Source organism: Paenibacillus sp. FSL R5-0914 (genome assembly GCF_038004525.1).
In the GTDB taxonomy this organism is placed as follows: Bacteria; Bacillota; Bacilli; order Paenibacillales; family Paenibacillaceae; genus Paenibacillus_AQ.
The window spans coordinates 1,674,332-1,696,582 of the sequence record NZ_JBBORH010000001.1 but is presented as its reverse complement, the minus strand read 5'-3'; the positions used below and the strand labels follow the sequence as shown (position 1 = coordinate 1,696,582).

Sequence of the window (22,251 nt, the reverse complement as noted above, 5' to 3'; positions counted from 1 at the left end):
AAATCCCCTTTTTCTCTCATAACATACGGATAGCATACAAAAAAGCCCCCACCTTGTGAAAAGTGAGGGCTTTGGGTTACTTGCTTTAATTAACAGTATCGATTAGTTGCGGATCAGATAATCAAATGCACCTAAAGCTGCAGTTGCACCGGATCCCATCGAAATGATGATTTGTTTATAAGCACTATTAGTGCAATCGCCAGCAGCAAATACTCCTGGTACATTTGTGGCACCATGGCTATCTACAACGATCTCGCCAACGCGAGTACGTTCAACCATGTCACCTAACCAATCTGTGTTCGGAACCAAACCGATCTGTACAAACACACCCTGTAATTCAATATGGTGAGTTTCTTCTGTCGCACGATCGATATAAGAAATACCATCTACCTTATCAGTTCCGGTAATTTCTTTCGTTTGCACGTTTTTAAGCACAGTAACGTTAGGTAGGCTGTAGAGACGATCTTGCAGTACAGCATCTGCTTTGAGCTCTGGAGCAAATTCCAGAACCGTTACATGCTTCACTATACCCGCAAGGTCAATAGCTGCCTCAATCCCTGAATTACCGCCGCCGACAACGGCAACATCTTTGCCTGCAAACAAAGGACCATCACAGTGTGGGCAGTAGGCTACGCCTTTATTCTTGAATTCAGCTTCACCAGGCACACCCATATTGCGCCAACGAGCACCTGTCGACAGAATGACCGTCTTACTCTTTAGAACAGCACCGTTCTCGAGTTCAACTTCAATTAAATCATTCTTATCTAAACGTGTGGCACGTTGTAACTTCATCACATCAATGCCATACTCTTTCACTTGCTCTTCGAGTTTAGCCACTAGCTGAGGACCTTCAATGTAATTTACACTGATAAAGTTCTCAATGCCAAGTGTGTCGTTAACCTGTCCGCCTAAGCGTTCAGCGACAATCCCTGTGCGAATTCCTTTACGCGCTGCGTAAATTGCTGCACTTGCACCTGCTGGGCCACCGCCAACAACAAGAACATCATAAGGAGCTTTATTGTCAAACTCTGATGCGTCTACAGTACTACCCATTTTAGCTAGAATTTCTTCAACCGTCATACGACCACTTTCGAAAAATTCTCCGTTAAGGTAAACGCTTGGAACAGACATAATTTCTTTGCGTTCTACCTCTTCTTTGAACACTCCGCCGTCAATCATCGTATGGGTAATGCCAGGATTGAAGATACTCATTAGGTTCAGTGCTTGTACAACATCAGGGCAATTGTGACAGCTTAGGCTGACATAAGTTTCAAACTTATATTCGCCATTAATGCTTTTGATCTGATCAATAACACTTTGCTCAACCTTAGGCGCTCTTCCGCTAACTTGCAATAGAGCCAACACTAATGAAGTAAACTCATGTCCTAGCGGAGTTCCAGCAAAGGTTACGCCCGTATCTTCACCCACACGATTTACGCTAAAGCTTGGGGTTCTAGGCAGTTCGGTTTTTTCTACCGTTATCCTAGCTGACATTTTGGCAATTTCATCAACCAGCGCTTCCATCTCTTGAGATGCTTCGTCAGAGCCTGCACTGATTTTCAGTACTACGTCGCCTTCCAAGAGTTCTAGGTATTGAGCTAGTTGAGCTTTTATTTCTTGATCTAATTTCATTTAGCTTTCGCTCCTTAAATCTTACCTACAAGATCGAGACTTGGTTTAAGAGTTTCTGCACCTTCGGACCATTTCGCTGGGCAAACTTCACCTGGATGATTGCGTACATATTGTGCTGCTTTGATTTTGTTAACAAGTGCACTAGCATCGCGACCAATACCACCAGCATTAATTTCAACGGTTTGGATAATACCGTCTGGATCAATGATGAATGTACCACGATCAGCAAGACCGTCAGCTTCGATCAGAACATCAAAGTTACGGGAAATCACATGAGAAGGATCGCCGATCATAATGTATTTTACCTTGCCAATAGCTGCAGAGCTTTCATGCCATGCTTTATGTGTAAAGTGAGTATCTGTGGAAACGGAATATACTTCAACACCCAATTGTTTTAGGGTTTCATATTGGTTTTGCAGATCTTCAAGTTCAGTTGGGCATACGAATGTAAAGTCAGCTGGGTAGAAGCAAACTACACTCCATTTACCTTTAAAGTTTTCTTCTGATACATCGATGAATTTCCCATCTTGAAATGCGCTTGCTTTGAATGGTAGGACTTCTGTTCCGATAAGTGACATATTATTTAAATCTCCTTTAAGTTTTATTTTTTGTGGATACAATATTCAAATCTGCAAACATCACATATCTGAATACTATTTGTAATTATTATAATTAACCAAATTAAGGCCTGTCAAGTTATTTATAATAATTCTAATATGATAATCGTTGTCAGTCGCTAAATGTTCATAAATTATCATACTTATGAACTAGTATGGGTTAGTTTACATGTTTTATGTAGAGCAATTTCTACAATTCGAAGTCATCTGCTATTAAATTGATAATATTTAAAGATTCTCTCGCTACCTTTGGGTTAGAGTACCGATTTCCATTATATGTGATTAACGCTTTCCATAAAGCCCATCCTCTTGCTCTATTCCAAGTCTCTTCATCCATCTGTAATACATTCTTGAATACCTTTCTACTATCCTCATCAAAAAAGGTCCAAGCCATTGCCGCATCACAAGCAGGATCGCCTACACCCAAGATTCCGAAATCAATGACTGCACACAGCTTTCCATCTTTGACTAGTAAATTCCCTGGCGCAATATCTCCATGAACCCAAACCGGCTTGGAATTCCATTTAGAATCTAATGCTAATTCCCAGATTTTTCTCAATAGATCTTCTTTAAAAATATCTTTATTATGCTCAATCGCATGTCTAGACTCTTCATCATATACAGCTAAAGATCCACCTCTATAGAAATTATGTTCTCCTGCTAAAGGTCCCCCACTAGCATCAATAGATTGTAATTCTATTAAAAATGCTCCCAAATCTCTTGCAAACTGGTTAAGATTATTAATATTTTGGTACGTTAATGTCTCACCCTCTACCCACTTATTGATAGACCACGGCAATGGATACTCTTCGTTAGGCTTCCCTTTGACTAATGGTATTTGAATAGGTAACGTGAGTTCTTTACTTAATATGGGCAACCATAGTTGCTCTTTCTCTACTTGTGGAGCATAAGCTGCTGCACTTGGTAACCTCACGCTCATATGCTCACCTAAATGAAACGTTCGATTATCATTCCCGCTGAATTTTACTGGTCTAATCTCTAAATCGGACCACGCGGGAAATTGTTCATTAATTAATCTTGCAACTAAATCTACGGTAATTGTATTCAATGTTTATCTCTCCAAACAAAAGTTATTTGTCACCTATCATAAAAAAATATCGCTGAACAGCCCATATTCAACTTCGCTGTCATTATTGTAAAATACTTCCGTATATTTGTTTGTGACATAAGCTATCGTTAGTATTTACATATTGGATATACAGTAAAGATAATTTATATAGCCCAAGTTCTACTCAAAGGAGAATTCAGCTCATGAAAGTTGATAGTCTTATCGGTGAAATCAAGCGAGCCTATCAAATAAATATAGAGAATATCAAACTTCATCGAGAAATGATCGGTAAAGTATATTACTTACAGAATCAAGAACAAAAGTATATGTTTAAAATATACCGTAACTTTAAATCGGATGACGCCTTGCAGACAGTTCAGATCTTAGATTATTTAAAAGCAAATTCATATCCAGCAGTATCTGTGGTTAGAACTGTCGAAAATGATAGCCATATTATGCTTAGTAATCAGGTTGGTAGCTGCGTAGGTATATTATACGATTATGTCGAGGGCGCAATGCCCGAGGTTAAGCTTGAGGCCGAGAGTATCGGAAATCAGATTGCAGAACTCCATAACCTAATGAAACTATATCCCAATAAACTTATTAACAGGACGAAAGTCGATTACATCGATGGCTATATCTCCAATATGAAAGAACTCCATTTTGATCCAGAAAAAATTCTAGAACTTAATCAATACGGTAATGAATTATGGGAACGCATCACTAGGCTCCCAAAAAACTTTTGTCACGGTGACCTTCATACGGGAAATATGATCAGAAACGAGCATGGCGAATATGTTCTCTTTGACTTTGACGACGCTTCAGGTGATTATTCGAGTATGGATGTTGCATATATGTGTGATGATACCCATTTTAATGAATTTCATGAATCAATGTATGATCAAACCTTACGTTTATACGAACGCTTTTATAATGGATATAGTAAAATACGCACACTGAGCGACAGGGAACTTCTTGCGATTTTCGATTTTATTGCGATCAGACATTTTCAAATTATCTCAAGAATAGTACAATGCCAAGGATTACAATGTATATCCAAAGAATTTTGCGATCAACAATATCACTGGCTTATGAAGTGGCAGGAAGTTTGCATTAAACATTGATACTTCTATTCGGTTCATAAATACCTCGCTATCATAAGTTTTACTAGCCATTTCCATAAGAGACATCTAATCTTATGTTAGCTTTACTAGTGTCAGTATGCAAACTATGCAATTAGATCAGCCACAAAAGGGACAAGCTAAGCAAGTTGAAATCTTAATATGATTACGAGGAAGAAGGGTGTTCCTTAATGACTAATAGTAAAACGAATCCTAAGGTGGACGGATTTCTAAGGAAAGTAAAACAGTGGCAGGAAGAATACGAGACGTTGAGAAATATCGTTCTTGACTGTGAGTTGACCGAAGACTTTAAATGGATGCATCCTTGTTACACGTTTGAGAACAAAAACATAGTCTTAATCCATGGATTTAAAGAATATATTGCACTGCTATTTCATAAAGGTGTCTTATTAAAGGATACCCATGGGATTCTGATTCAACAAACGGAGAATGTACAAGCTGCACGCCAGATCCGGTTCACCAATGTTCAAGAGATCCTTGAAAAAGAAAGCATCATAAAAGAATATATTTATGAAGCCATCGAAGTTGAAAAAGCTGGTTTGGAAGTGGAATTTAAAAAGAATACAGATTACATCATTCCTGATGAGTTTCAAAATAAACTCGATGAAATGCCTGTCTTGAAAAATGCTTTTGAAGCCTTGACGCCCGGGCGGCAAAGAGCATACCTTCATCATTTTTCTGTACCCAAGCAATCCAAAACTCGAGTATCTAGGGTTGAAAAATGGATGCCGCAAATTCTGGATGGAAAAGGATTAAATGATTAAGTTGTATATGAAGAAGCAACCTTAGATCGGTGAACAATCCGAACTGAGGTTGCTTCTTCTCTTTTTACTAAAAGATTTTATACTACTTCAGGTAGGTTCCGGTTACTCCAATTCCACCGCTACCGTTCAATACATACACTCTAGCGTTTCCTTTTCCAGAGCATACCAGAGTGATTGTGCCGTTAGTAACGTTTTTGGTATCGCCAGTCACCGCATCCACGTAAGTTCCATTCGGAATTCCGGTAAATGTCGCATTTCCTGAGATCGTAACTAACGCAAAGCTATCGATGCCTTTCGCGCTATCGGTATATCTTCTTTTAAATGCCAAATCACCGGATACATTTTCTGTGGAATACTGGCCTTTTTGCAAGGCTGGAACAGCTCTTCTGATTAAATTGAGTTGTCTGATATGTTTTGCCAAAGGATAGTTTAATGAATCGGCAAGTGTGCCAGTAGCATTTGTATACTTACCGTAGTCCTGAACAGTAACGCTACCCTCAATTTGATCTCCAAAGTAAGCACGCCCTGTTGAGCTAAGTGGTGCATTCGGGCCTACATCGATGACTGATCCTTTTTTAAACTCGATTTCAGAACCATAATAGATCGCAGGTATTCCCCGGAAAGTGAACATCAGCGAGAGATTCTCAGCCCAAGTGTCTTGTGTCCCTGAAAATCGTTGATTCTCTGGGGCTTGGTCAGGTGCATAGTCATGAGAGTCAACATAAGTTACATTCCAAGTAGCATCGTTATAATATTGATCACCGCTCTTCATACTGAATGCTTCCTGTGCAGACTTGAATGCCCAATGCATCGGGAAATCAATAACATCCATACCCGATTTCATCGAATAGTCAGGCGCGTGATAATTATTGCCTATTAAAAAAGCATTGTTCGAGGTTGGCTGCCCTGCTGTAGTAGAGTTATCTGCCCACTCTTGTTCCACTGACAGCTTGTTGGAAGCGTAGTCATTTTGTCCATCACCCGGATAGGCTTTCGAGCTTTTCCATGTATAGAATGGAGTCGATATTGCCGGAATCCCACTATTCCATACATCTCTGTACCGAGTAGCCACTTCACCGAAGACAAAGAAGTTTGAGCCCCCTCTTGTTTTCCAAGCAGGAACAAAGTATTTGTTAAAAACATACCGACTCACATGCTTCACAGTATCGACCCGGAAAGCATCAACACCCATATCAATATACTGATTATAGCTGTCAATTAGATACTGATTCACTACAGGATTTTCCGTATTCAAGTCCACAGCGTCTCCTGCAATCTGTCCTGTCTGTACAGTGTAAGATTCCCAGGAAAGACTTTTTTCGGTGTGATACATGTTATTGTTGGTTTCCGCATTTTTCATGATTGCGAGTCTGGCCTGATATTGCTGATCAGGGGTCATCGTATCATAGTTAGCTGGCAGTTTATCCGTAATTTTAAGCATGTTATTTATGGTGTCCGCTGCAGTCGGATCTTTTTTGAACATAGGCAACAGATTCTCTTCCCCAAAATTACCGGTATGATTCACAACAACATCCTGAATAACCTTTATCCCTTTGGCATGAGCTGCATTAATCAATTCCTGATAAGAGGCTCCCGCTGATTCATACCTTGGATCTACTTTGGAAAAATTAATCGCATGGTAGCCATGATAATCATACCCGCTGGCATTCTGCACCACTGGCGTAATCCAAATGGCACTGAATCCGAGCGCTTTGATGTAGTCGAGCTTTTGAATCAGACCCTTAAAGTCACCTCTCCAAGCTGGGTCTGAATCCGGATTTCCTGCTTTAGCATCCTCCCATGAATGTACATTGTTACTCGGATCACCATCATAGAATCGTGAAGTAATTACGAAATAAATGGTGTCTTCACGGAAATCGCCTTTATTTCCAATCGTATAGATAAAGCTCTGTTTCGTTTCATTTCCGGCACCATCAACCACCAGGAATTTCAGTGTCGTCGTCTTATTAATAAGAATGGACGGTCCAGCTAGAGCAGTTAAAGCATTGCCCGAGACATAGAGATTTGAACTGGTAGTTGGTTCCGTCCCATTATCTGTGTAATATGCGGTGGTCGTTGCTGCTTTGTTATCTTTTATATTAAAAGAGACGGTAACGGCAGAGCTTGAATTCCCAACAGGTAAATTCGCGGTTATCGTTGGGGCCTGCAGGTCGAGATTTAGGTCAATGACATAAGCAAAAGTGCCTACACTGCCTGCTTGACCGATGGAGTTAACACCAAAAGCCTTAATGGTCATAGTAGAGGCCACTTGGATTGGAGTGGTATACAAGGTAGAGGATGTCGTAGGTGTCGACCCGTCTGTCGTATAGTAGATTTTATCGCCAGTATTGATACTGGAGAGCTTCACAGTTTGGGCAGAATCATATGTCTTCGGCGTAGGAGAGACTGAAATCACGGGGATCTTCGGAATTTCTGGATTAGCGTCATACCACACATTATCTGCGTTATACCAGCCCTCTTTTACACTGCGGGACAAGTCGGCCGTCTGTTTGCCGTTTCCATCATTAAAGATAAGGCTTGTGCCGGTGGCGTTGGCAATAGTATAGCTGTACCAGTCGTTTCCGTCCGATTTCATCAGAATTCCCGGCCAAGCTCCGCTTGTTGGAACCGTTGTCGGACTCAGATTCCAGTAATGGATTCGGATCGTTGAGCTCCAGTTTGCTGGTTTCTTAAAATGAACCGTTAAGCCAGCCGAAGTTGGTGTTGGTGTTGGTGTTGGTGTTACGGTTGGTGTTGGTGTTACGGTTGGTGTTGGTGTTGGTGTTGGTGTTGGTGTTGGTGTTGGTGTTGGTGTTGGTGTTGGTGTAGCTGTTACGGTTGGTGTTGGCGTAGGAGTCACTGTTGGTGTTACGGTTGGTGTTGGTGTTGCGGTAGGCGTTGGCGTTGCTGTGGCTGAAAGAGTTAGATAGTCGATATTGATATTCCCAGTATCATCCGAGTCAAATTTGTAAGCGATCGTATTATTTCCTGCCTGTAAGGAGAGCGTTTCTGTTTGGTCACCCCATGCATCCCAATTTGGCAAGTTCGCTAAAGTGGTCTGCTTTACCTTTGCTCCATTCACATAAATGGAAACTTGCTTGGCACTGCCAGTCGCATTGGCATAGCGAAGCGTGGCATTATAGGCGCCTGCAGCGGAAGATTGAATATTAAAGGTGGTAGTTGCTCCTGTGGTTGTGTATCCATCAACAAAACCAGTGCCGGTATATCCGGTGTGATTCGTATTTATTTTTGCGCTACCTGACAAGGCTGCGCTCTCAGCTTCATACTTCCCAGCAACCGGAATAACTACCGTCCAGTTCTTCCCTCCGTTGCTGTCCCAGCTATCCGTCGGGGCTGTGATGTGATAACAATAAATGAGTGTTGCGCCCTCCTGCACATTGAGGTTGGCCGTAAACGTGGTCCCACTTTTAGACATGACTGTGTCCGTAGTATTCGTCCAATTATTCGTAGTCCAATGCAGTGTCACAGAAGATGCTGTGGTGTTCGTATAGGAGACTGTATAATCAGTGTTGCTGGCTGAAGCCCCGCCCGATAAACCGAATAAACTAAAGATTAGCGAAAAAATGATCAACCAAGAAACAAACCGCCTAGATTGTTTTCGTACCAATTAAATAACCTCCTTATTAATTTTAAGTGCAAATTACGTTGTGCAAACGTTTGCAAAAATGAGAAAAAAAGAAACAATCTAACTTATCAATCTCCTCCTTCTTAGAAAATATGGAAAAACCTCATTGTATGCGTTTACAAATAGAACTATTGAGAAATCCTCAGGTTACAGATAGCTCCATATCTAATGAATTTTCCCTGTTTATGATTATAGGCTCCAACCTTTTCCGGGTCAATGCATCTTTTAGGCTAAAAACATAAAAATTTAATGGTTTAACCACAAAAGTTCAATCGTTTTCATTCATCAGTTGTTCAAGGCAAATTAAAATCTTAGATTACCGCTATTTATAGAACTATGGTTTCCCGTTTGTTGAACGAAGGATTGTCAAGACTTGGGTGACAACTTCTTCGTACTTACCCAGTACTTTCGAAATCAGTTCTCGGGATCATGTACTTTAGTCACCCATCCGTGTTTTCAATGGTTCTAAAACTTCCGTTTATGATACGGAAGACCCTCGCCTTCTTCGCAATACTGTTTAAGACTGTACAAAAAAATAGCCCAGTTATAATTACATACGCGATAAAATGAGGTCACTTCCTCCCAATTCATCTGACGAAAAATGATTGAAGTCTTCCCGTTTTTTTCCTTCATATCAAAAGAAATTGTCGTACCTATCCATTCTGGATCTGAATCAACACACTGCCACAAAATCTTTTTATCGGGAACAAGATCATCAACTCGCATCTTTGTTAAGCCTTTCCCGCCGAATCGAAACTCATTTATACAACCGATCTGATCATTGACTATTAGTTCATTTGTCCATATTTCTGAAAGTCCTTTTGCAGTGGTTAATGCTTCATATACCGTTGAAGCTGGAACATTCACGGTCTGCAAGTGCTCGATATTTGCCATATTGCTCATCCCCTTTTTTAAGGATTTAATTTATGTAATTATTTGTATAAGAAAATTATACCATCAATCATATCAACTCTGAGATAAACATTGGTGTAGCTCCATCCTCTGTATTAAAGCCAAATTTATTATAGAAATCCACTGCATGAGGATAAGAAATTAATACTTTTGTTTTACACCCTTTATATCTATCAAGCATTATATTCATCATTTCCTTACCTATACCGATACTCTGATAACTAGGATTAATAAGCATATAATGAAAATATACCGTTAAAACACCATCTGACAAAGCATTTATTAAACCGACAAGCTTTCCTCCTTCCCAAGCGGTAACAATTGAATGAGATCCTCCGATTGCTTGTAAAAGCTCGTTTGGGTACTTGCCAGACTCCCATTCTACTGAAAGAAATAACTCTTGGAGTGCATCCTTAGTGATATCCTCTTTGCTTGAAGCGTAATAAATACTCACCCCTGTACCTTCCTTTCATAAAACTAACTACGGTACAACATCTGTTTTAAACTCCCATATTTCGATGGTTTTGCAATCCTTACGAAGCCATAAAATAATACCGACATAGCAATTTCGGATTTATCAAAGTGAATAATCACTTTATTTACCTCAATATACTCTTAAAAATATGTATAGAAAATGGATTAACTGAAGTGGAATTTGTATTTATTTACATTAGAGAATTCATGAGAATACTTCTTTTACCTAAGCATACTAATCCTAAGAGGTTTATAGCGTTAACCTGCCCGTTAGTTGAATAAAGGCAGCTGATCGCGTTGACTGACGGCTGCCTAATCGTATTTGAGCTAACGCTACCCATTGGTGTAATTACTCAAATATAATCAATGAATTCATTAGTTTTGTTATATCCATAAATTATGATGGAGTCGGTAGTTACTTCACCTGGAACATGTATTTTTTTCAGGATTTGAATTAAATCAGTTTTTATCAAGTAATCTTCAGCATGAATTTCTAACCACTCAATAAATTTGTAGCCACCATCTGAAAAATGGTAATACCAATCTCCATCCCAAAGGCTGATATAGCCAGTATCAATGTCTTTAGTCCTCCATTTGGTTGGAAAAGCATAGTTGAGCATTGCTTGTCTTATTTCTTCCCATTTTGTGTTGTTCATTAAAGGTTTTAGTTCATTTGAATCCATATATTCACCTTTTTCTCCCATCAGTACTGCAAGTGTTTATTCCAGCTTATCATTTTCTCTTGTACAAAACTGCCCGTTAGCAGAACAAAGCTGCCGATTCAAGTCGGCAGCTTCGTTCTGGTGTTATTGAGCTATAGTTTCCCATTAGCTTAATCGTTATTTATGATACGGTTCTCCGCGCTGTCTGTAACGGTAAGTTTTAGGGCCATCCTTTTGTGGGATGGCCCTTTCATTTTTCTCATTATGTTGAACTATGTTCCCCGTTAACGAGCCGCCAACATAAAAAACAGAGCATCTGAGGTCACGCCTCAGATGCCTTGTATTTAGTATTGTTTTATGACCTGGTTCAATTTCATAAATCTTCTACACCGGTGGGTAAGTTTTTACTCACTACATTTGGCTTCGTGTACATTTTATTGAGTATGATCGTTTGCACGATAATGAATATACCGCCAACTGCCCAATATAATGGTAACGCGGCGGGCATCTGAAAAGAAAATACACCCATCATGATCGGTGACAACAATCCGATGAAAGCCATTTGGTTATTTTGATTTTGCTGATACTGTGCTGAAACGGATTGAGACACGCGGAACTGAACGTAATACACCGCAGCGGCAATAAGCGGCAAAATCATATCTGTTTTCCCCAAGCTAAACCACAGAAAATCGTCCGCTGCAATCTCTGAGGTACGACGAATTGCGTAGTAAAATGCGAGGGTGATCGGCCATTGGAGAAGCATCGGTAAACACCCCATATTTAAGGGATTAAATTGATGCTTCTGGTAGAGCTGCATCATCTCGACTTGCTGTTGTTTTTTTGCATCCGCACTGACGTCGTTCTTATACTTCTCCTTAAGTGCAGTTAACTCCGGCTGGAGGACGGCCATCTTTTCTTTCATGTCCATTTGTTTCTTGGTTTGATTCATCATGAGCGGCATAATCGCGAGTCTGATGATGAAAGTCATCAGCACGATCGATAATCCGTAGTTTCCGTGAAATGCATTCGCGAAGAATTTGATCAAGATCGAAAATGGATAAATAAAAAAGTGGTTAAATATCCCTGCTGAATCGGCATTAATCGAGTTTGATTGGGATGCTGTCGAACACCCGCTGAGCACAATGATCGGAATAACTCCAATCAACATGACGAGAATGGGCTTGGCCCATTTTTGAAACAACAAAATCTTTTTCATCGTTGTCCTCCCTAATTGAAAGTATGGAATATCAATGTGGGGAAGGACTAAGGTCTTCTTCATCAGGAGCTTCTCTTCGTCTGGCGGTACGTACTATCCACCGCTGAATGCTGCTCGGTTGTGACAGTCTGACAGCCACAAACCAAGTTAAACCGGCTGGAGCAATTTCATAACCCCAGTGTATCTCTTGTGTAGAAAAATAGGTGAATGGAATTGACACTAAGGAATAGATGAGAGCGATCGAGAACGCCAATTGAACCAAGTCATAAAAATGCTCCAGCCAAGTTCACCTCTGCATGAGCCATATTGGAAAAATTTGAATAATGATTATACGTTAGAGAAAACTGTGTGGTTTCACTAACCTGCCCGTTAGTTGAACAAATAAAAAATGGCTGCCGAAGCAACCGCTATCCCACTAATGTGCCCCGCTTGCTTAATCGACATTACGCACCAGTCCGATAGACTTAGCCTTGCAGGGTTATCTGCTGATTACGCCTCACCGAAAAACCCTTAGCAGACCAAGGAGAGCAACTTTCAAATTCTTCTCTTACAGACTATGATTTATTAAATGAGCAATTTCTTTAACTCTCCCCATTGTAATTCCTTCTCTTTGTTCAACTGCAAGTGGATGATTCGTTTGTTCTAATTCTATTAACGGAACAGCACCAACTTCTTGTGTATGTACCATTGTCTTTAACGATAATGTAGTTATTGGATATATTGAAAGTTCAGTCGATAACCAACCAAAATAAGGTTTTTCAGTTTCCCTTCCTTCTACGTGCAATAATTCATTAGATTTCAAAAAGTTTTCTTCACTAAGAGAAACCCAAACACTCCATATAAATTTCTCTTTACTATCAATTATTGGTATTTCAATATGTCCTCTAATAAAGAAATGCTGTTCATCAATTACACAAAAATCTCTAATTAATTCTGTTCTTTTCTCTTCTGGTACAGTGTAAAAATAATATGGCGCTTCACTTCCGTAACATAAAGGAAGTTCACTTAATTCGTTGTTACAGTGAGGGCATTTCATGTTTTCTGCTCCTTATAGTTTCTCGCTGATTTCTTATAACGTCTTATTCGCGAAATTACTGAGTTATCCTGCCCATTACTTCAATAAAATGAACAGCTAGCATCTGCCGGACATAGAAAGACCGCCATTGAAGGCGGTCTAAAATTTATCATTTCTGCCCAACAATAAGTCCTGGAGATATTAATAACCTGAGATGATTCGCTGTAAGCCTAATTAGAGCGTCTCAACCAATTTCTGAATCTTTGAGTGGGAAATTAAATATACAGGACCCATTATTTCTATTTTGCCGTCCTTTACACGCATTGCACTCTCCTGTTCTGCCGCATAAACATCAATCTCTTCAGACAAGGGGAAGAGGTAACCTTGAACAAACGTAGCGTAGTCGCGTTTAGAATGAGATTCATAGGCAAAATGATCAAAGCCAATACCATCATAAATAGTACTTGTTTCAACTTCATTGCCAGTGTTTTTCAAGCATAACCATTTTTCAGCCATGTTTATCGCACCGGCGCTGGCACCCATTATAACGGCATTGCTGTTCTTAATAACATTTGATAATTCATAATCCGCCAAAAAATCGTTTTGCAAAACAGGATCTCCACCGCATAAAAAAATGACAGAAGCGTTGTGAATTAATCGCTGCGCATCTTCCTTCTGCATGCGGTAATCAATGAAATGATATTCATCAAAAATAATGTTAGCCTGATTTAACCATGTACATTCAGAAACATCATCAATGTTAATTTGCTCCCCTGTATAACCAGACGGTTCAGCGCTAATCATAACAAGCGATTTTCTGTCTTGTATATCCTCATGCAAACAATGGACCAGCTTCTCTGGAAAAAAATTATTAAACCAACTGAGATAGTAGTGAGTACTCAAACTTAATTACCTCCATATGTATTTTTCACAATAATAAAATGAAGTTACATATTAGTTATCTAATACGTAACTCCAATTATAAACAATAGCTTCTATTAGTAGAATCTCAAGCAATGGTCTCCATTAAAAATTCGATCACCGGGTAAGAGATCATGTGCCGATCACGGTAAATCGAGGTAATAGCATCTGGCCGTGTGCTAAGGATTGCCTTCTGTAAAAGGGCTGCTTGAAAGCCTCTTTCTTGTGCACCGTTAATAGTAAAGGTTACACAATGTTCTGCGGCGAAGCCCGCAACGATGATGAATTCAACACCATGTTCACGTAGCAGTTGTTCCAAATCCGTCCTCCAAAAAGCATTAGAATATTCTTTTGCCATCTGGATATCTGTCGGTGCTACTGTAATTTCCGGTATGCTATTTCTTGCTTCTGGATCCGTATCCGCATTCGCCCCTTCCATGTCTTGTATATGGATGACGATTTGGTCCTTCGCACGAAGTAACCCAGACACATGATTAATGTATTCACAAGCCTCACTTACATTTAACTTCTCCATATGATCGTGTAAGAAAAGGTTTTGCATATCAATAATTAGAAATCCAATTTTTATTTTGAACTACCCCTCTCAGAATAAATATAGCTAGTTTCTATACTAATCTGGATGAAGATTCAGCTCAAGGGAATAAATGAATTAGACTATTTTGTACAATAGCATCATATGTTACGCCATTCCTTTTCATTTAGTTCATTGTTAATGCCGACCCCAGCTAAGGAGCCCATAGAAGCGGCAATAATGGCTTGATGAAGATGTGTTGCTGCATCACCGGCACTATAAACGCCTGAAACGTTCGTTTTACCGAGATTATCGATGATGACTGCTCCTGTTTCTGTGAGTTCACAACCAATGGCTTGTGGCAAACCCGACCCGATCATGAGCTTCGGTCTAAAAAATATCCCCGTACATCCGATGCTAGTACCATCCTTCAACACAACTTGCTGCACCATGCCATTGTCAGATTCGATCGACTGAATCGGTGAGTCATAGACAGGAATGTTATGTTGATTTAGCTCTTCGCGTTGTGCATCCGTCAAGTCATCAGATCCATTAGTACATATGGTAATCTTTTTCGTCCAACCAGATAACACTTGGGCCATATGCGTTGCATCGGCTCCCTTAACAATTACGACAAGAGGCTGATCTCTTAGTTCCCATCCATCACAATAGGGGCAGATAAAGGCGCTTTTACCATATACGTCTGAGAGTCCCTTAATATCCATCGGGAGGTCCTTCATCCCTATGGCGAAGAGCACCTTTTTACTTTGAAAAGTCTGACCCTTAACCGTCGTAATTTGAAAATCGCCATCGGTTCCCGTAATCGATAGGGCGGTATCTTCCGCAAAATTAACGGATGGATAGGCACTAATCTGCTCCTTCGCAATCCTCCTAAATTCGCTTGGACTTATAGAATCTCTAGTAAGAAAGCCATGCGTTTCTCGAGTAACCCTATTACGTGCGCGTCCTTCATCAATAACAACCACACTTTTTCTTGCCCTGCCTAGCACCAGAGCAGCATTTAGACCTGCCGGTCCTCCTCCGATAATTACACAATCGTAAGTCATTTCTATTCACCCTTTCGCTTTTCAATTTATATTAAAGATATTAGAGACTTATGTTATCTCTAATTTTCCTAAAAAAAGAACGGATCTTACTCCGTCATTATAATTGTTGCCAGATCCACTATTTTCTTGTTTCTAGATACTAAGAATAATTCCTTTAAGTATTCCAATTAACGACTTTGTGAATCTATAATAACTTTAATAAATCTAAAAGGCAAGGATTTTTCTATTTAATCATTGCCCTCTTGGAATTCCAACTAAATTACCGCAAAAGTGTAGTAGCCCATAAAAACAGCTTGTTGTCAGGATTAACAAATCCCTTTTTGTTTTTATCTAATGTCGATATTTGTTTCATTTCCTCATCAGATAAACTAAAATCAAAGATTTCCAGATTCGCCTTTAATCTTGCAGGATTAACCGACTTGGGAATAACCCCAACATTACGCTCAATGTTCCATCTTAACATAACTTGAGCCGTTGTTTTACCGTGTCTTTCAGCAATGCTTGTTAATATAGGGTTATCGAATAAATTTTTATTTCCATGTCCAAAAGGACTCCACGCTACATGTTGGATATTCTTATTCACCATATAATTATGCAAGTCGGGCTGCTGTAAAAACGGATTCGTATGAATTTGATTTACTGCAGGTACTATTGAGCCATGCTTCAATACATCACTCAGGTGCGTTTGTTCAAAGTTAGACACACCAATGGCTCTGATTTTACCCTCTTTGTACAATTCCTCTAATATCAACCAGCTCTCAACATATTTTGGGGATGGCCAATGGATCAAATAAAGATCTATATAATCTGTTCCCAGTTTTTTCAAACTCATTTCAAAAGCCTGTTTCGTTCTTTTACCATGATCTGAATTCCACAGTTTTGTTGTAATAAATATATCCTTTCGATTTACACCTGATTTTTTAATTGTACTTGCAACAAGTTCCTCATTATGATAAAAAGCGGCGGTATCAATATGCTTATATCCATTTCTCAATGCCCAAATGATTGCATCTTCGTGTTCATTTTTCATTTGGTATACACCCAATCCGACTTTTGGTAACAAAACCCCATTATTTAACAGGTAATTTCCCATAGAATAATCCTCCCATACACTATTATTTTATATCAGCTGAGTCAGTCGATTCTGATAGCATTCCAGCAACTTCTTTCTATTCCTTGAATAAGCTCTGGAGTCTCAATTATTTTTCCATGTTGAATTTCTTTGAAGAAGCTAACAAATGCGCCATAAACAATGCAAATCAATGCATTTGAAGGAAGGGAGCTGAACACCCCTCTCTCTTTGCCGCTTTCTATGATTGCGACTAAAAAATTCATAAATCCATCAAACACGCTCCGGCTCTTCTCATTCAAATAATATGACTCCGCATGTGAATCTATAAATAGCAGCGCGTATATATTGCTTTTTGCAAATCCGACCATTTGATAAAACACATGGCGAAATTGCTCACGAATTTCATTTGAGTTTGGAAAATCAGTTTTAATGATCTCTGAAAACTCCATCACTACTTTTTGAAACAATGAATTAACTAATGACTCTTTACTTTTAAAATATCGATAAATGGTACCCGCTCCTACTTTTGCCGCTTCCGCAATCATAGGGACAGTCGTTCCATCATAACCTCTTTCTGCAAATAATTTTAAAGCCGCTTTATAAATTTCCTCTTGCTTGTTTGTAGACAATAAGAACACCTCTCCTTCTTGCGGAATGAATATTCATTCCTCTTTACAATAAAACTCATTTATAAAAAAAGCAATCAGAATATTAGAAATTATTTCCTGTAATATGAAGGTGAAAACACAAATAAGGATGTCTCTGAAGTATTAGCTTCAAGACACCCTTAAGTATAATTTCATAATAAACCCTATAAAAAAGGGACGCTGTACATTCGATTAAAGCTCTACCGTCCGGATTCTGCCGTCTTCTTCATAATGGAGTTCCGTAAATTTCATACTGCGTTTATGGTCCACGCCGCCAGACAGCGATGCGTCATGATAGAACAAATACCATTTCTCGTTAAATTCCACGATAGAATGATGTGTCGTCCAGCCAATAACTGGATTCAGAATCGTACCTTGAAAAACAAAAGGTCCGCAAGTCTTATCACTCACCGCGTAGACGATCTTATGGGTTGTGCCAGTAGAGTACGAGAGATAGTATTTCCCTTTATACTTGTGCATCCATGGACCCTCGAAGTACCTCCTGTCTTCATCACCCGCAAGGATAGAGTTCCCTTCTTCATCAATAATGGTGATCTCCTGAGGGTCAGATTTGAATGTCAGCATGTCTTCACTCAGCTCACCCACCCAAGGACCGTAAGCCGGTTCCTCTGGGCCCTTTTCTACCGCATCTTGTTGAAAAATACCGTCTTGCCACTTTTCTAATTGTCCGCCCCATAAGCCGCCAAAATACATGTAGGCTCTTTCATCCTCGTCCACGAATACGGCTGGATCGATGCTGAAGCTCCCTTCGATATATCTTTCTTGAGCCTGGAAAGGACCAGATGGAGAAGTTGACGTAGCCACTCCGATACGGAAAATACCTTCCATGTCCCGGGCCGGGAAAAATAAATAATACGTCCCCTGCCGGTACGCGGCATCGGGCGCCCACATTTGCTTCGAAGCCCAAGGCACATCCCGAAGATGAAGCGCCTCTCCGTGATCTACACAGGGGGATGTAGGATCTTCCAAGGAAAACACATGATAATCCTCCATCGCATATTGGTCACCATTATCATTTGTAGGTCCATCATGGTCAATATCATGGGATGGGTAAATATACAGCTTGCCCTCAAATACATGAGCGGAGGGATCGGCTGTATAGAGATGGGTAACTAACGGTTCATTTTTTGTTGCCATAATAGGACTCTCCTCCTGATTGAGATTACGCCTGTTGATTAGCCAAGCAGAAATGGATTTTACCGTCCTTATAGGGACGGTTCCGTTTCTGCGAGAAATATCAGAACATGAGTAGACATGTGAAACTTATACTTTCTGATATTTCAAAAAAAGGTACACTAAGGCGCTCCTAAAGTATTTTCAGCTAATGCTCTCACATTTCCATAACTATAATTTAGCTAATCAACAGGCCTAGATTGGAATTGATTGGTTCCATGGTGTTGCCTTATTCGAAGCCAGCTTGCCTGGGTTATTCTTTGACACCACCAAGTGCCACGCCCGCGATAATGTATCTGGATAACAAGAAGTAAACTATAAACAACGGTAAAGCCGTCAAAGCCAGACCCATATAGATCGAGCCGAACTCCGTTTTGTAGATATCACCTCGGAGCAAGCTTACCATGATTGGCATAGTATATTTCTCCTTCTGTGTCAGCAATATCAGCGGCATGAACAGGTTGTTCCAGTTAGCCACAAAGGCAAAGATGGCTTGTGTTGCTACTGCCGGCATCATCAGCGGTAAGATAATCCGGTTGAAAGTGAAGAATTCACCAGACCCATCTACACGCGCAGCTTCCACGATCTCTATCGACAGAGTTGCGAGCAAGTATTGGCGCATGAAGAACACCACCGCCGGTGCAGCAATTGCTGGTAGAATCAGCGGGAGAAAATTGTTGGTCCAATGTAATTTATACATGAACTGATAGAATCCGATTGCGCTTGCTTGGGAAGGAATCATCATCACGCACATGATAAAGGTAAAGAATGGCCCCCGTAGCTTCCAGCTGTAAGTGACGAGCCCATAGGCCGCCAAGGACGAGAAATAGACTGTACAGAGGGTTGCAGAACTGGCAATAATAAATGAATTCAGGAACCCTTGAAGCGGATCGAAGCTCTTATCGAGCAACACTCGCAGGTTGCTCATCATGTGGCTCGAAGGAAGCAGAGAAAGTCCGCTTTGAATTTCCGGTGTAGAGCGTGTGGCATTTACAAACATGATCCAAAACGGCAGGATACTGAGCACCGCCAAAGAGATGCAAACAACATAGATAATTGTCTTGTTGATCTTTCGGTTAACGGTTCCGCTTTTCTGATTATTTGCCATGTGTTACACCTCCCTCACGGGCTGCTATAGCAGCTTTTCTATTCTTTTGTTTTTGTATTTTTTTAAGTCTTGACGCATCACGGTCACGCATCACGTAGAACAGTATTCCGGCCAATATTGCCGAAATCAAGAACATAATCATGCTTGCTGCTGCAGCACGATTGTACATATAGCTGCCCTTGAATGCTTGCCCGTAGATAAACATGGACGTGGTAAGCGTAGAATCGTCCGGTCCACCTGCAAGGAATAATTGCGGAATATCGAACATGGTCAAACCACCCACCATCGATGTAATCAGTGTGAACAGCAATATCGTACGCAGACTCGGCAGTGTGATGCGGAAGAAGGTTTGAAACCCGTTAGCCCCGTCAATCGATGCAGACTCGAAGAGAGCAGGATTTATACCCATAACGCCAGCAATCAGGACGATCATGGTGTTGCCGTACCACATCCAGAACTGGATGAACGCGACAATGCCCCGTGCTGTCGTCTTATCCTGCAGGAAGAACACCGGAGCGTCGGTCCACCCCAACATTTGAAACAAACTGTTTACAGGACCCATCGGATAGGCGAATAAAGTGCTAAACAACACGGCAATCGTACTCGCTGTGATGATATTAGGCATATAGAGCAGAACCTTGAACAAGCCTTGTCCCTTTATATTGAGACGCTTATTCGTGAACCATGCCGTTAGCAAGAGCGCGAGAAGCATCTGGGGAACGAAGTTAGTAATCCAGAGCAATCCAGTGTTGATCAAAGACTTCCGGAACGAAGGATTATCAAAGAGAAGATCTTTGAAGTTTTGAAAAGGATTATCAAGAATATGGATCGGTTTTGGTATGATTCCTTTCATATCGGTGAATCCAATGACTGCGGTATATAAAATGGGATACAGTGAGAAAATCAGAAATGCAAGAACAAATGGGAAGGTAAAAATATAACCGTATTTCGAATAGTTCACATTTTTGCGGCGCATGCTCTCACCTCTTTAGTTGATATGAAGGGGCGGGATTACTCCCCCGCCCCTCCGAATCCTTCTTATTCGCTTTCAATGCCAAGTTGGTCTTTGACTTGTTGCTTAAAGGTTTCGATCGCTTTGGCACGGTCCTTATTGCCCGCGGTGTATTCACGCACTTGATCACGCCAGAGCTTGTTGATTGTTTCGTCGTACTGGGTCAAGTTTTTACCTGAAGCGTTTGCATTGGCCGGTACAAACACGTCGAACATGTTCTGACCACCGAGCAGTGGAACTTCACCGTTTGACTTCGACATGACAACGGAGGAAGCAACGCTGTCCTTCGTACCTTGCTCGCCTTCCTTCATCGTACCGTTAGCCCAGTAATGTTGGAGTCCCGTTTCGGAGGTGTCGAGTGTAACCCACTTCACAAAGTCCGCAACAGCCTGTTTCTTGGCTTCGTCCTTGGTAACGTCTTTGTTGGCAAGCAGCCAAGTGCCACCCCAGAAGAAGCCTGTCGGTGGTTCGGAAACCGCCCAGTCGCCATTCGTGTCTTTTACTTGACCGTTCATCACGTAGTTGATGAGCCAAGCAGGACCGAAGAAACCGAAGATCGGTTGAGCGCCGGCACCGGACATATCCGCGTACCATGCTTCCGTCCAGTCTGTCGTATCGTTGTGATAGCCATTGTCTTTCAGCTTTTTAGAAAGATCCAGGAACTCTTCACGCTTCGGATCGATATGAAGCTTACCATCAACAATCCAACCTTTGTCAGAGCTGTTCTCGATCGGGTGCCAGATATCGCCATCACCAGAAACGATGCCGTATCCCTTAGCTTTCAACTTCGCGGCTGCATCATAGAATTTATCCCAGCCTGGTCCAATTTCATTTTTGATGGTGGCTGGATCATCTGTTCCAAAAACATCCTTCGCAATGGAGCGGCGATAGATAAAGGCGCCGCCAGTCGCTTGATAGCCGAGGGCTTTTAATTTACCGTCTAAGCTACCGATATCAACCGAGTATTGCGCGATGCCAGCATCCTTAACCATTTGGTCATCAAGGCCCATATCAGAATAGTTGGCTGCATAGCTGGATGCGTCCCCTTGTGTATATTTGAGTACGAATGCTGATTCAGCTGCATAAATGTCCGGAGCATCTTTTCCTCCAGCGGACAGAGCCTGATCAAGCGCAGGTTGATAAGCGCCGTCGGTGGTTGCAATAACTGTAGTCTTGAACTCAACATTCGCGTCCGGATGAGTTTCCATATACTTCTTGGTCATATTAGGTATCTCATCTGTAAAGCTCCAGAGATTGATAGTGACTTTCTCGCCTGTTCCTTTTGATGGAGCTTCGGTAGCGTTGGCTGCTGGTGCAGTCGTTGGGCTTGAGCTAGATGAGTTAGAATTCGAGTTCCCACCACATGCTGCGAGAGCAGATGACATCACGAGCAATGTAGAGATCCCCACTAAACTACGTTTCATACTTTTCATATCTTTGCCTCCCCTTTTGTATTATTACTTCGGCTTTTTGTAACCGCATACATAATTATAGAGCCTGCAATCCTTAAGCATAAGGACACCCTCTTTAGGAAAACTTCCACTATTTT

20 protein-coding genes are annotated in these 22,251 nt (G+C 40.9%); 2 read left to right on the top strand and 18 right to left on the bottom strand.

Annotated features, from left to right (window positions below; genetic code table 11):
- Positions 1 to 102 precede the first annotated feature (102 nt).
- From ahpF to MKX60_RS07435, 3 genes are all read right to left on the bottom strand, one after another.
- On the bottom strand, positions 103 to 1,632 hold the full coding sequence (gene ahpF / locus MKX60_RS07445; RefSeq protein WP_042192017.1) for an alkyl hydroperoxide reductase subunit F: 1,530 nt from the start codon (positions 1,630 to 1,632) through the stop codon (positions 103 to 105).
- Positions 1,633 to 1,646: 14 nt separating this feature from the next.
- Positions 1,647 to 2,210: an alkyl hydroperoxide reductase subunit C gene (gene ahpC / locus MKX60_RS07440; RefSeq protein WP_042192019.1), complete on the bottom strand. Its 564-nt coding sequence runs from the start codon at positions 2,208 to 2,210 to the stop codon at positions 1,647 to 1,649.
- A 229-nt stretch (positions 2,211 to 2,439) separates the two neighbouring features.
- Positions 2,440 to 3,318 carry an aminoglycoside phosphotransferase family protein gene (locus MKX60_RS07435; protein WP_341059445.1) on the bottom strand — a complete coding sequence of 293 codons (879 nt, stop codon included), beginning with the start codon at positions 3,316 to 3,318 and terminating at the stop codon, positions 2,440 to 2,442.
- Positions 3,319 to 3,521: 203 nt separating this feature from the next.
- Between MKX60_RS07435 and MKX60_RS07430 the strand changes: the two genes are divergently transcribed.
- Together MKX60_RS07430 and MKX60_RS07425 are read left to right on the top strand one after the other, a co-directional pair.
- A complete protein-coding gene (locus tag MKX60_RS07430; RefSeq protein ID WP_341059443.1) occupies positions 3,522 to 4,442 on the top strand; it encodes a phosphotransferase enzyme family protein in 921 nt (306 codons plus the stop codon).
- A gap of 188 nt (positions 4,443 to 4,630) precedes the next feature.
- Complete coding sequence (locus tag MKX60_RS07425) at positions 4,631 to 5,224, top strand: YdeI/OmpD-associated family protein (protein WP_341059442.1); 594 nt, start codon at positions 4,631 to 4,633, stop codon at positions 5,222 to 5,224.
- An 82-nt stretch (positions 5,225 to 5,306) separates the two neighbouring features.
- Here the strand turns inward: MKX60_RS07425 and MKX60_RS07420 are convergent, their stop codons facing one another.
- The 15 genes from MKX60_RS07420 to MKX60_RS07350 all read right to left on the bottom strand — a co-directional run bounded on the left by MKX60_RS07420 (position 5,307) and on the right by MKX60_RS07350 (position 22,135).
- Positions 5,307 to 8,852, bottom strand: a complete 3,546-nt coding sequence (locus tag MKX60_RS07420; RefSeq protein ID WP_341059441.1) for an alpha-amylase family glycosyl hydrolase — start codon at positions 8,850 to 8,852, stop codon at positions 5,307 to 5,309.
- 483 nt (positions 8,853 to 9,335) lie between these two features.
- A complete protein-coding gene (locus tag MKX60_RS07415) occupies positions 9,336 to 9,764 on the bottom strand; it encodes an SRPBCC family protein (RefSeq protein ID WP_341059440.1) in 429 nt (142 codons plus the stop codon).
- A gap of 67 nt (positions 9,765 to 9,831) precedes the next feature.
- Positions 9,832 to 10,236 (bottom strand): GNAT family N-acetyltransferase, encoded by a 405-nt coding sequence (locus tag MKX60_RS07410; protein WP_038573410.1) that lies wholly within the window; start codon positions 10,234 to 10,236, stop codon positions 9,832 to 9,834.
- 373 nt (positions 10,237 to 10,609) lie between these two features.
- Positions 10,610 to 10,939 (bottom strand): DUF6678 family protein, encoded by a 330-nt coding sequence (locus MKX60_RS07405; protein ID WP_341059439.1) that lies wholly within the window; start codon positions 10,937 to 10,939, stop codon positions 10,610 to 10,612.
- A gap of 352 nt (positions 10,940 to 11,291) precedes the next feature.
- A complete protein-coding gene (gene yidC / locus MKX60_RS07400) occupies positions 11,292 to 12,134 on the bottom strand; it encodes a membrane protein insertase YidC (RefSeq protein WP_076285595.1) in 843 nt (280 codons plus the stop codon).
- 547 nt (positions 12,135 to 12,681) lie between these two features.
- Complete coding sequence (locus MKX60_RS07395) at positions 12,682 to 13,170, bottom strand: DUF2199 domain-containing protein (protein WP_076285539.1); 489 nt, start codon at positions 13,168 to 13,170, stop codon at positions 12,682 to 12,684.
- 213 nt (positions 13,171 to 13,383) lie between these two features.
- Positions 13,384 to 14,052 carry a Type 1 glutamine amidotransferase-like domain-containing protein gene (locus MKX60_RS07390; protein ID WP_076285540.1) on the bottom strand — a complete coding sequence of 223 codons (669 nt, stop codon included), beginning with the start codon at positions 14,050 to 14,052 and terminating at the stop codon, positions 13,384 to 13,386.
- Positions 14,053 to 14,158: 106 nt separating this feature from the next.
- Positions 14,159 to 14,653 (bottom strand): cysteine hydrolase family protein, encoded by a 495-nt coding sequence (locus tag MKX60_RS07385; protein WP_305953499.1) that lies wholly within the window; start codon positions 14,651 to 14,653, stop codon positions 14,159 to 14,161.
- 110 nt (positions 14,654 to 14,763) lie between these two features.
- Positions 14,764 to 15,669: an NAD(P)/FAD-dependent oxidoreductase gene (locus MKX60_RS07380; RefSeq protein ID WP_341059436.1), complete on the bottom strand. Its 906-nt coding sequence runs from the start codon at positions 15,667 to 15,669 to the stop codon at positions 14,764 to 14,766.
- Between the two features lie 259 nt (positions 15,670 to 15,928).
- Positions 15,929 to 16,762 carry an aldo/keto reductase gene (locus tag MKX60_RS07375; RefSeq protein ID WP_341059434.1) on the bottom strand — a complete coding sequence of 278 codons (834 nt, stop codon included), beginning with the start codon at positions 16,760 to 16,762 and terminating at the stop codon, positions 15,929 to 15,931.
- Positions 16,763 to 16,803: 41 nt separating this feature from the next.
- On the bottom strand, positions 16,804 to 17,370 hold the full coding sequence (locus tag MKX60_RS07370; RefSeq protein ID WP_341059433.1) for a TetR/AcrR family transcriptional regulator: 567 nt from the start codon (positions 17,368 to 17,370) through the stop codon (positions 16,804 to 16,806).
- Between the two features lie 210 nt (positions 17,371 to 17,580).
- On the bottom strand, positions 17,581 to 18,546 hold the full coding sequence (locus MKX60_RS07365) for a glycoside hydrolase family 43 protein (protein ID WP_341059432.1): 966 nt from the start codon (positions 18,544 to 18,546) through the stop codon (positions 17,581 to 17,583).
- A gap of 289 nt (positions 18,547 to 18,835) precedes the next feature.
- A complete protein-coding gene (locus MKX60_RS07360) occupies positions 18,836 to 19,690 on the bottom strand; it encodes a carbohydrate ABC transporter permease (protein WP_042192048.1) in 855 nt (284 codons plus the stop codon).
- Entirely contained in the window at positions 19,680 to 20,666 is a 987-nt protein-coding gene (locus MKX60_RS07355) for a carbohydrate ABC transporter permease (protein WP_042192055.1), read from the bottom strand. Before MKX60_RS07355 ends, MKX60_RS07360 begins: the two co-directional genes overlap by 11 nt.
- A gap of 62 nt (positions 20,667 to 20,728) precedes the next feature.
- Complete coding sequence (locus MKX60_RS07350) at positions 20,729 to 22,135, bottom strand: ABC transporter substrate-binding protein (protein WP_081383079.1); 1,407 nt, start codon at positions 22,133 to 22,135, stop codon at positions 20,729 to 20,731.
- Positions 22,136 to 22,251: the final 116 nt, after the last annotated feature.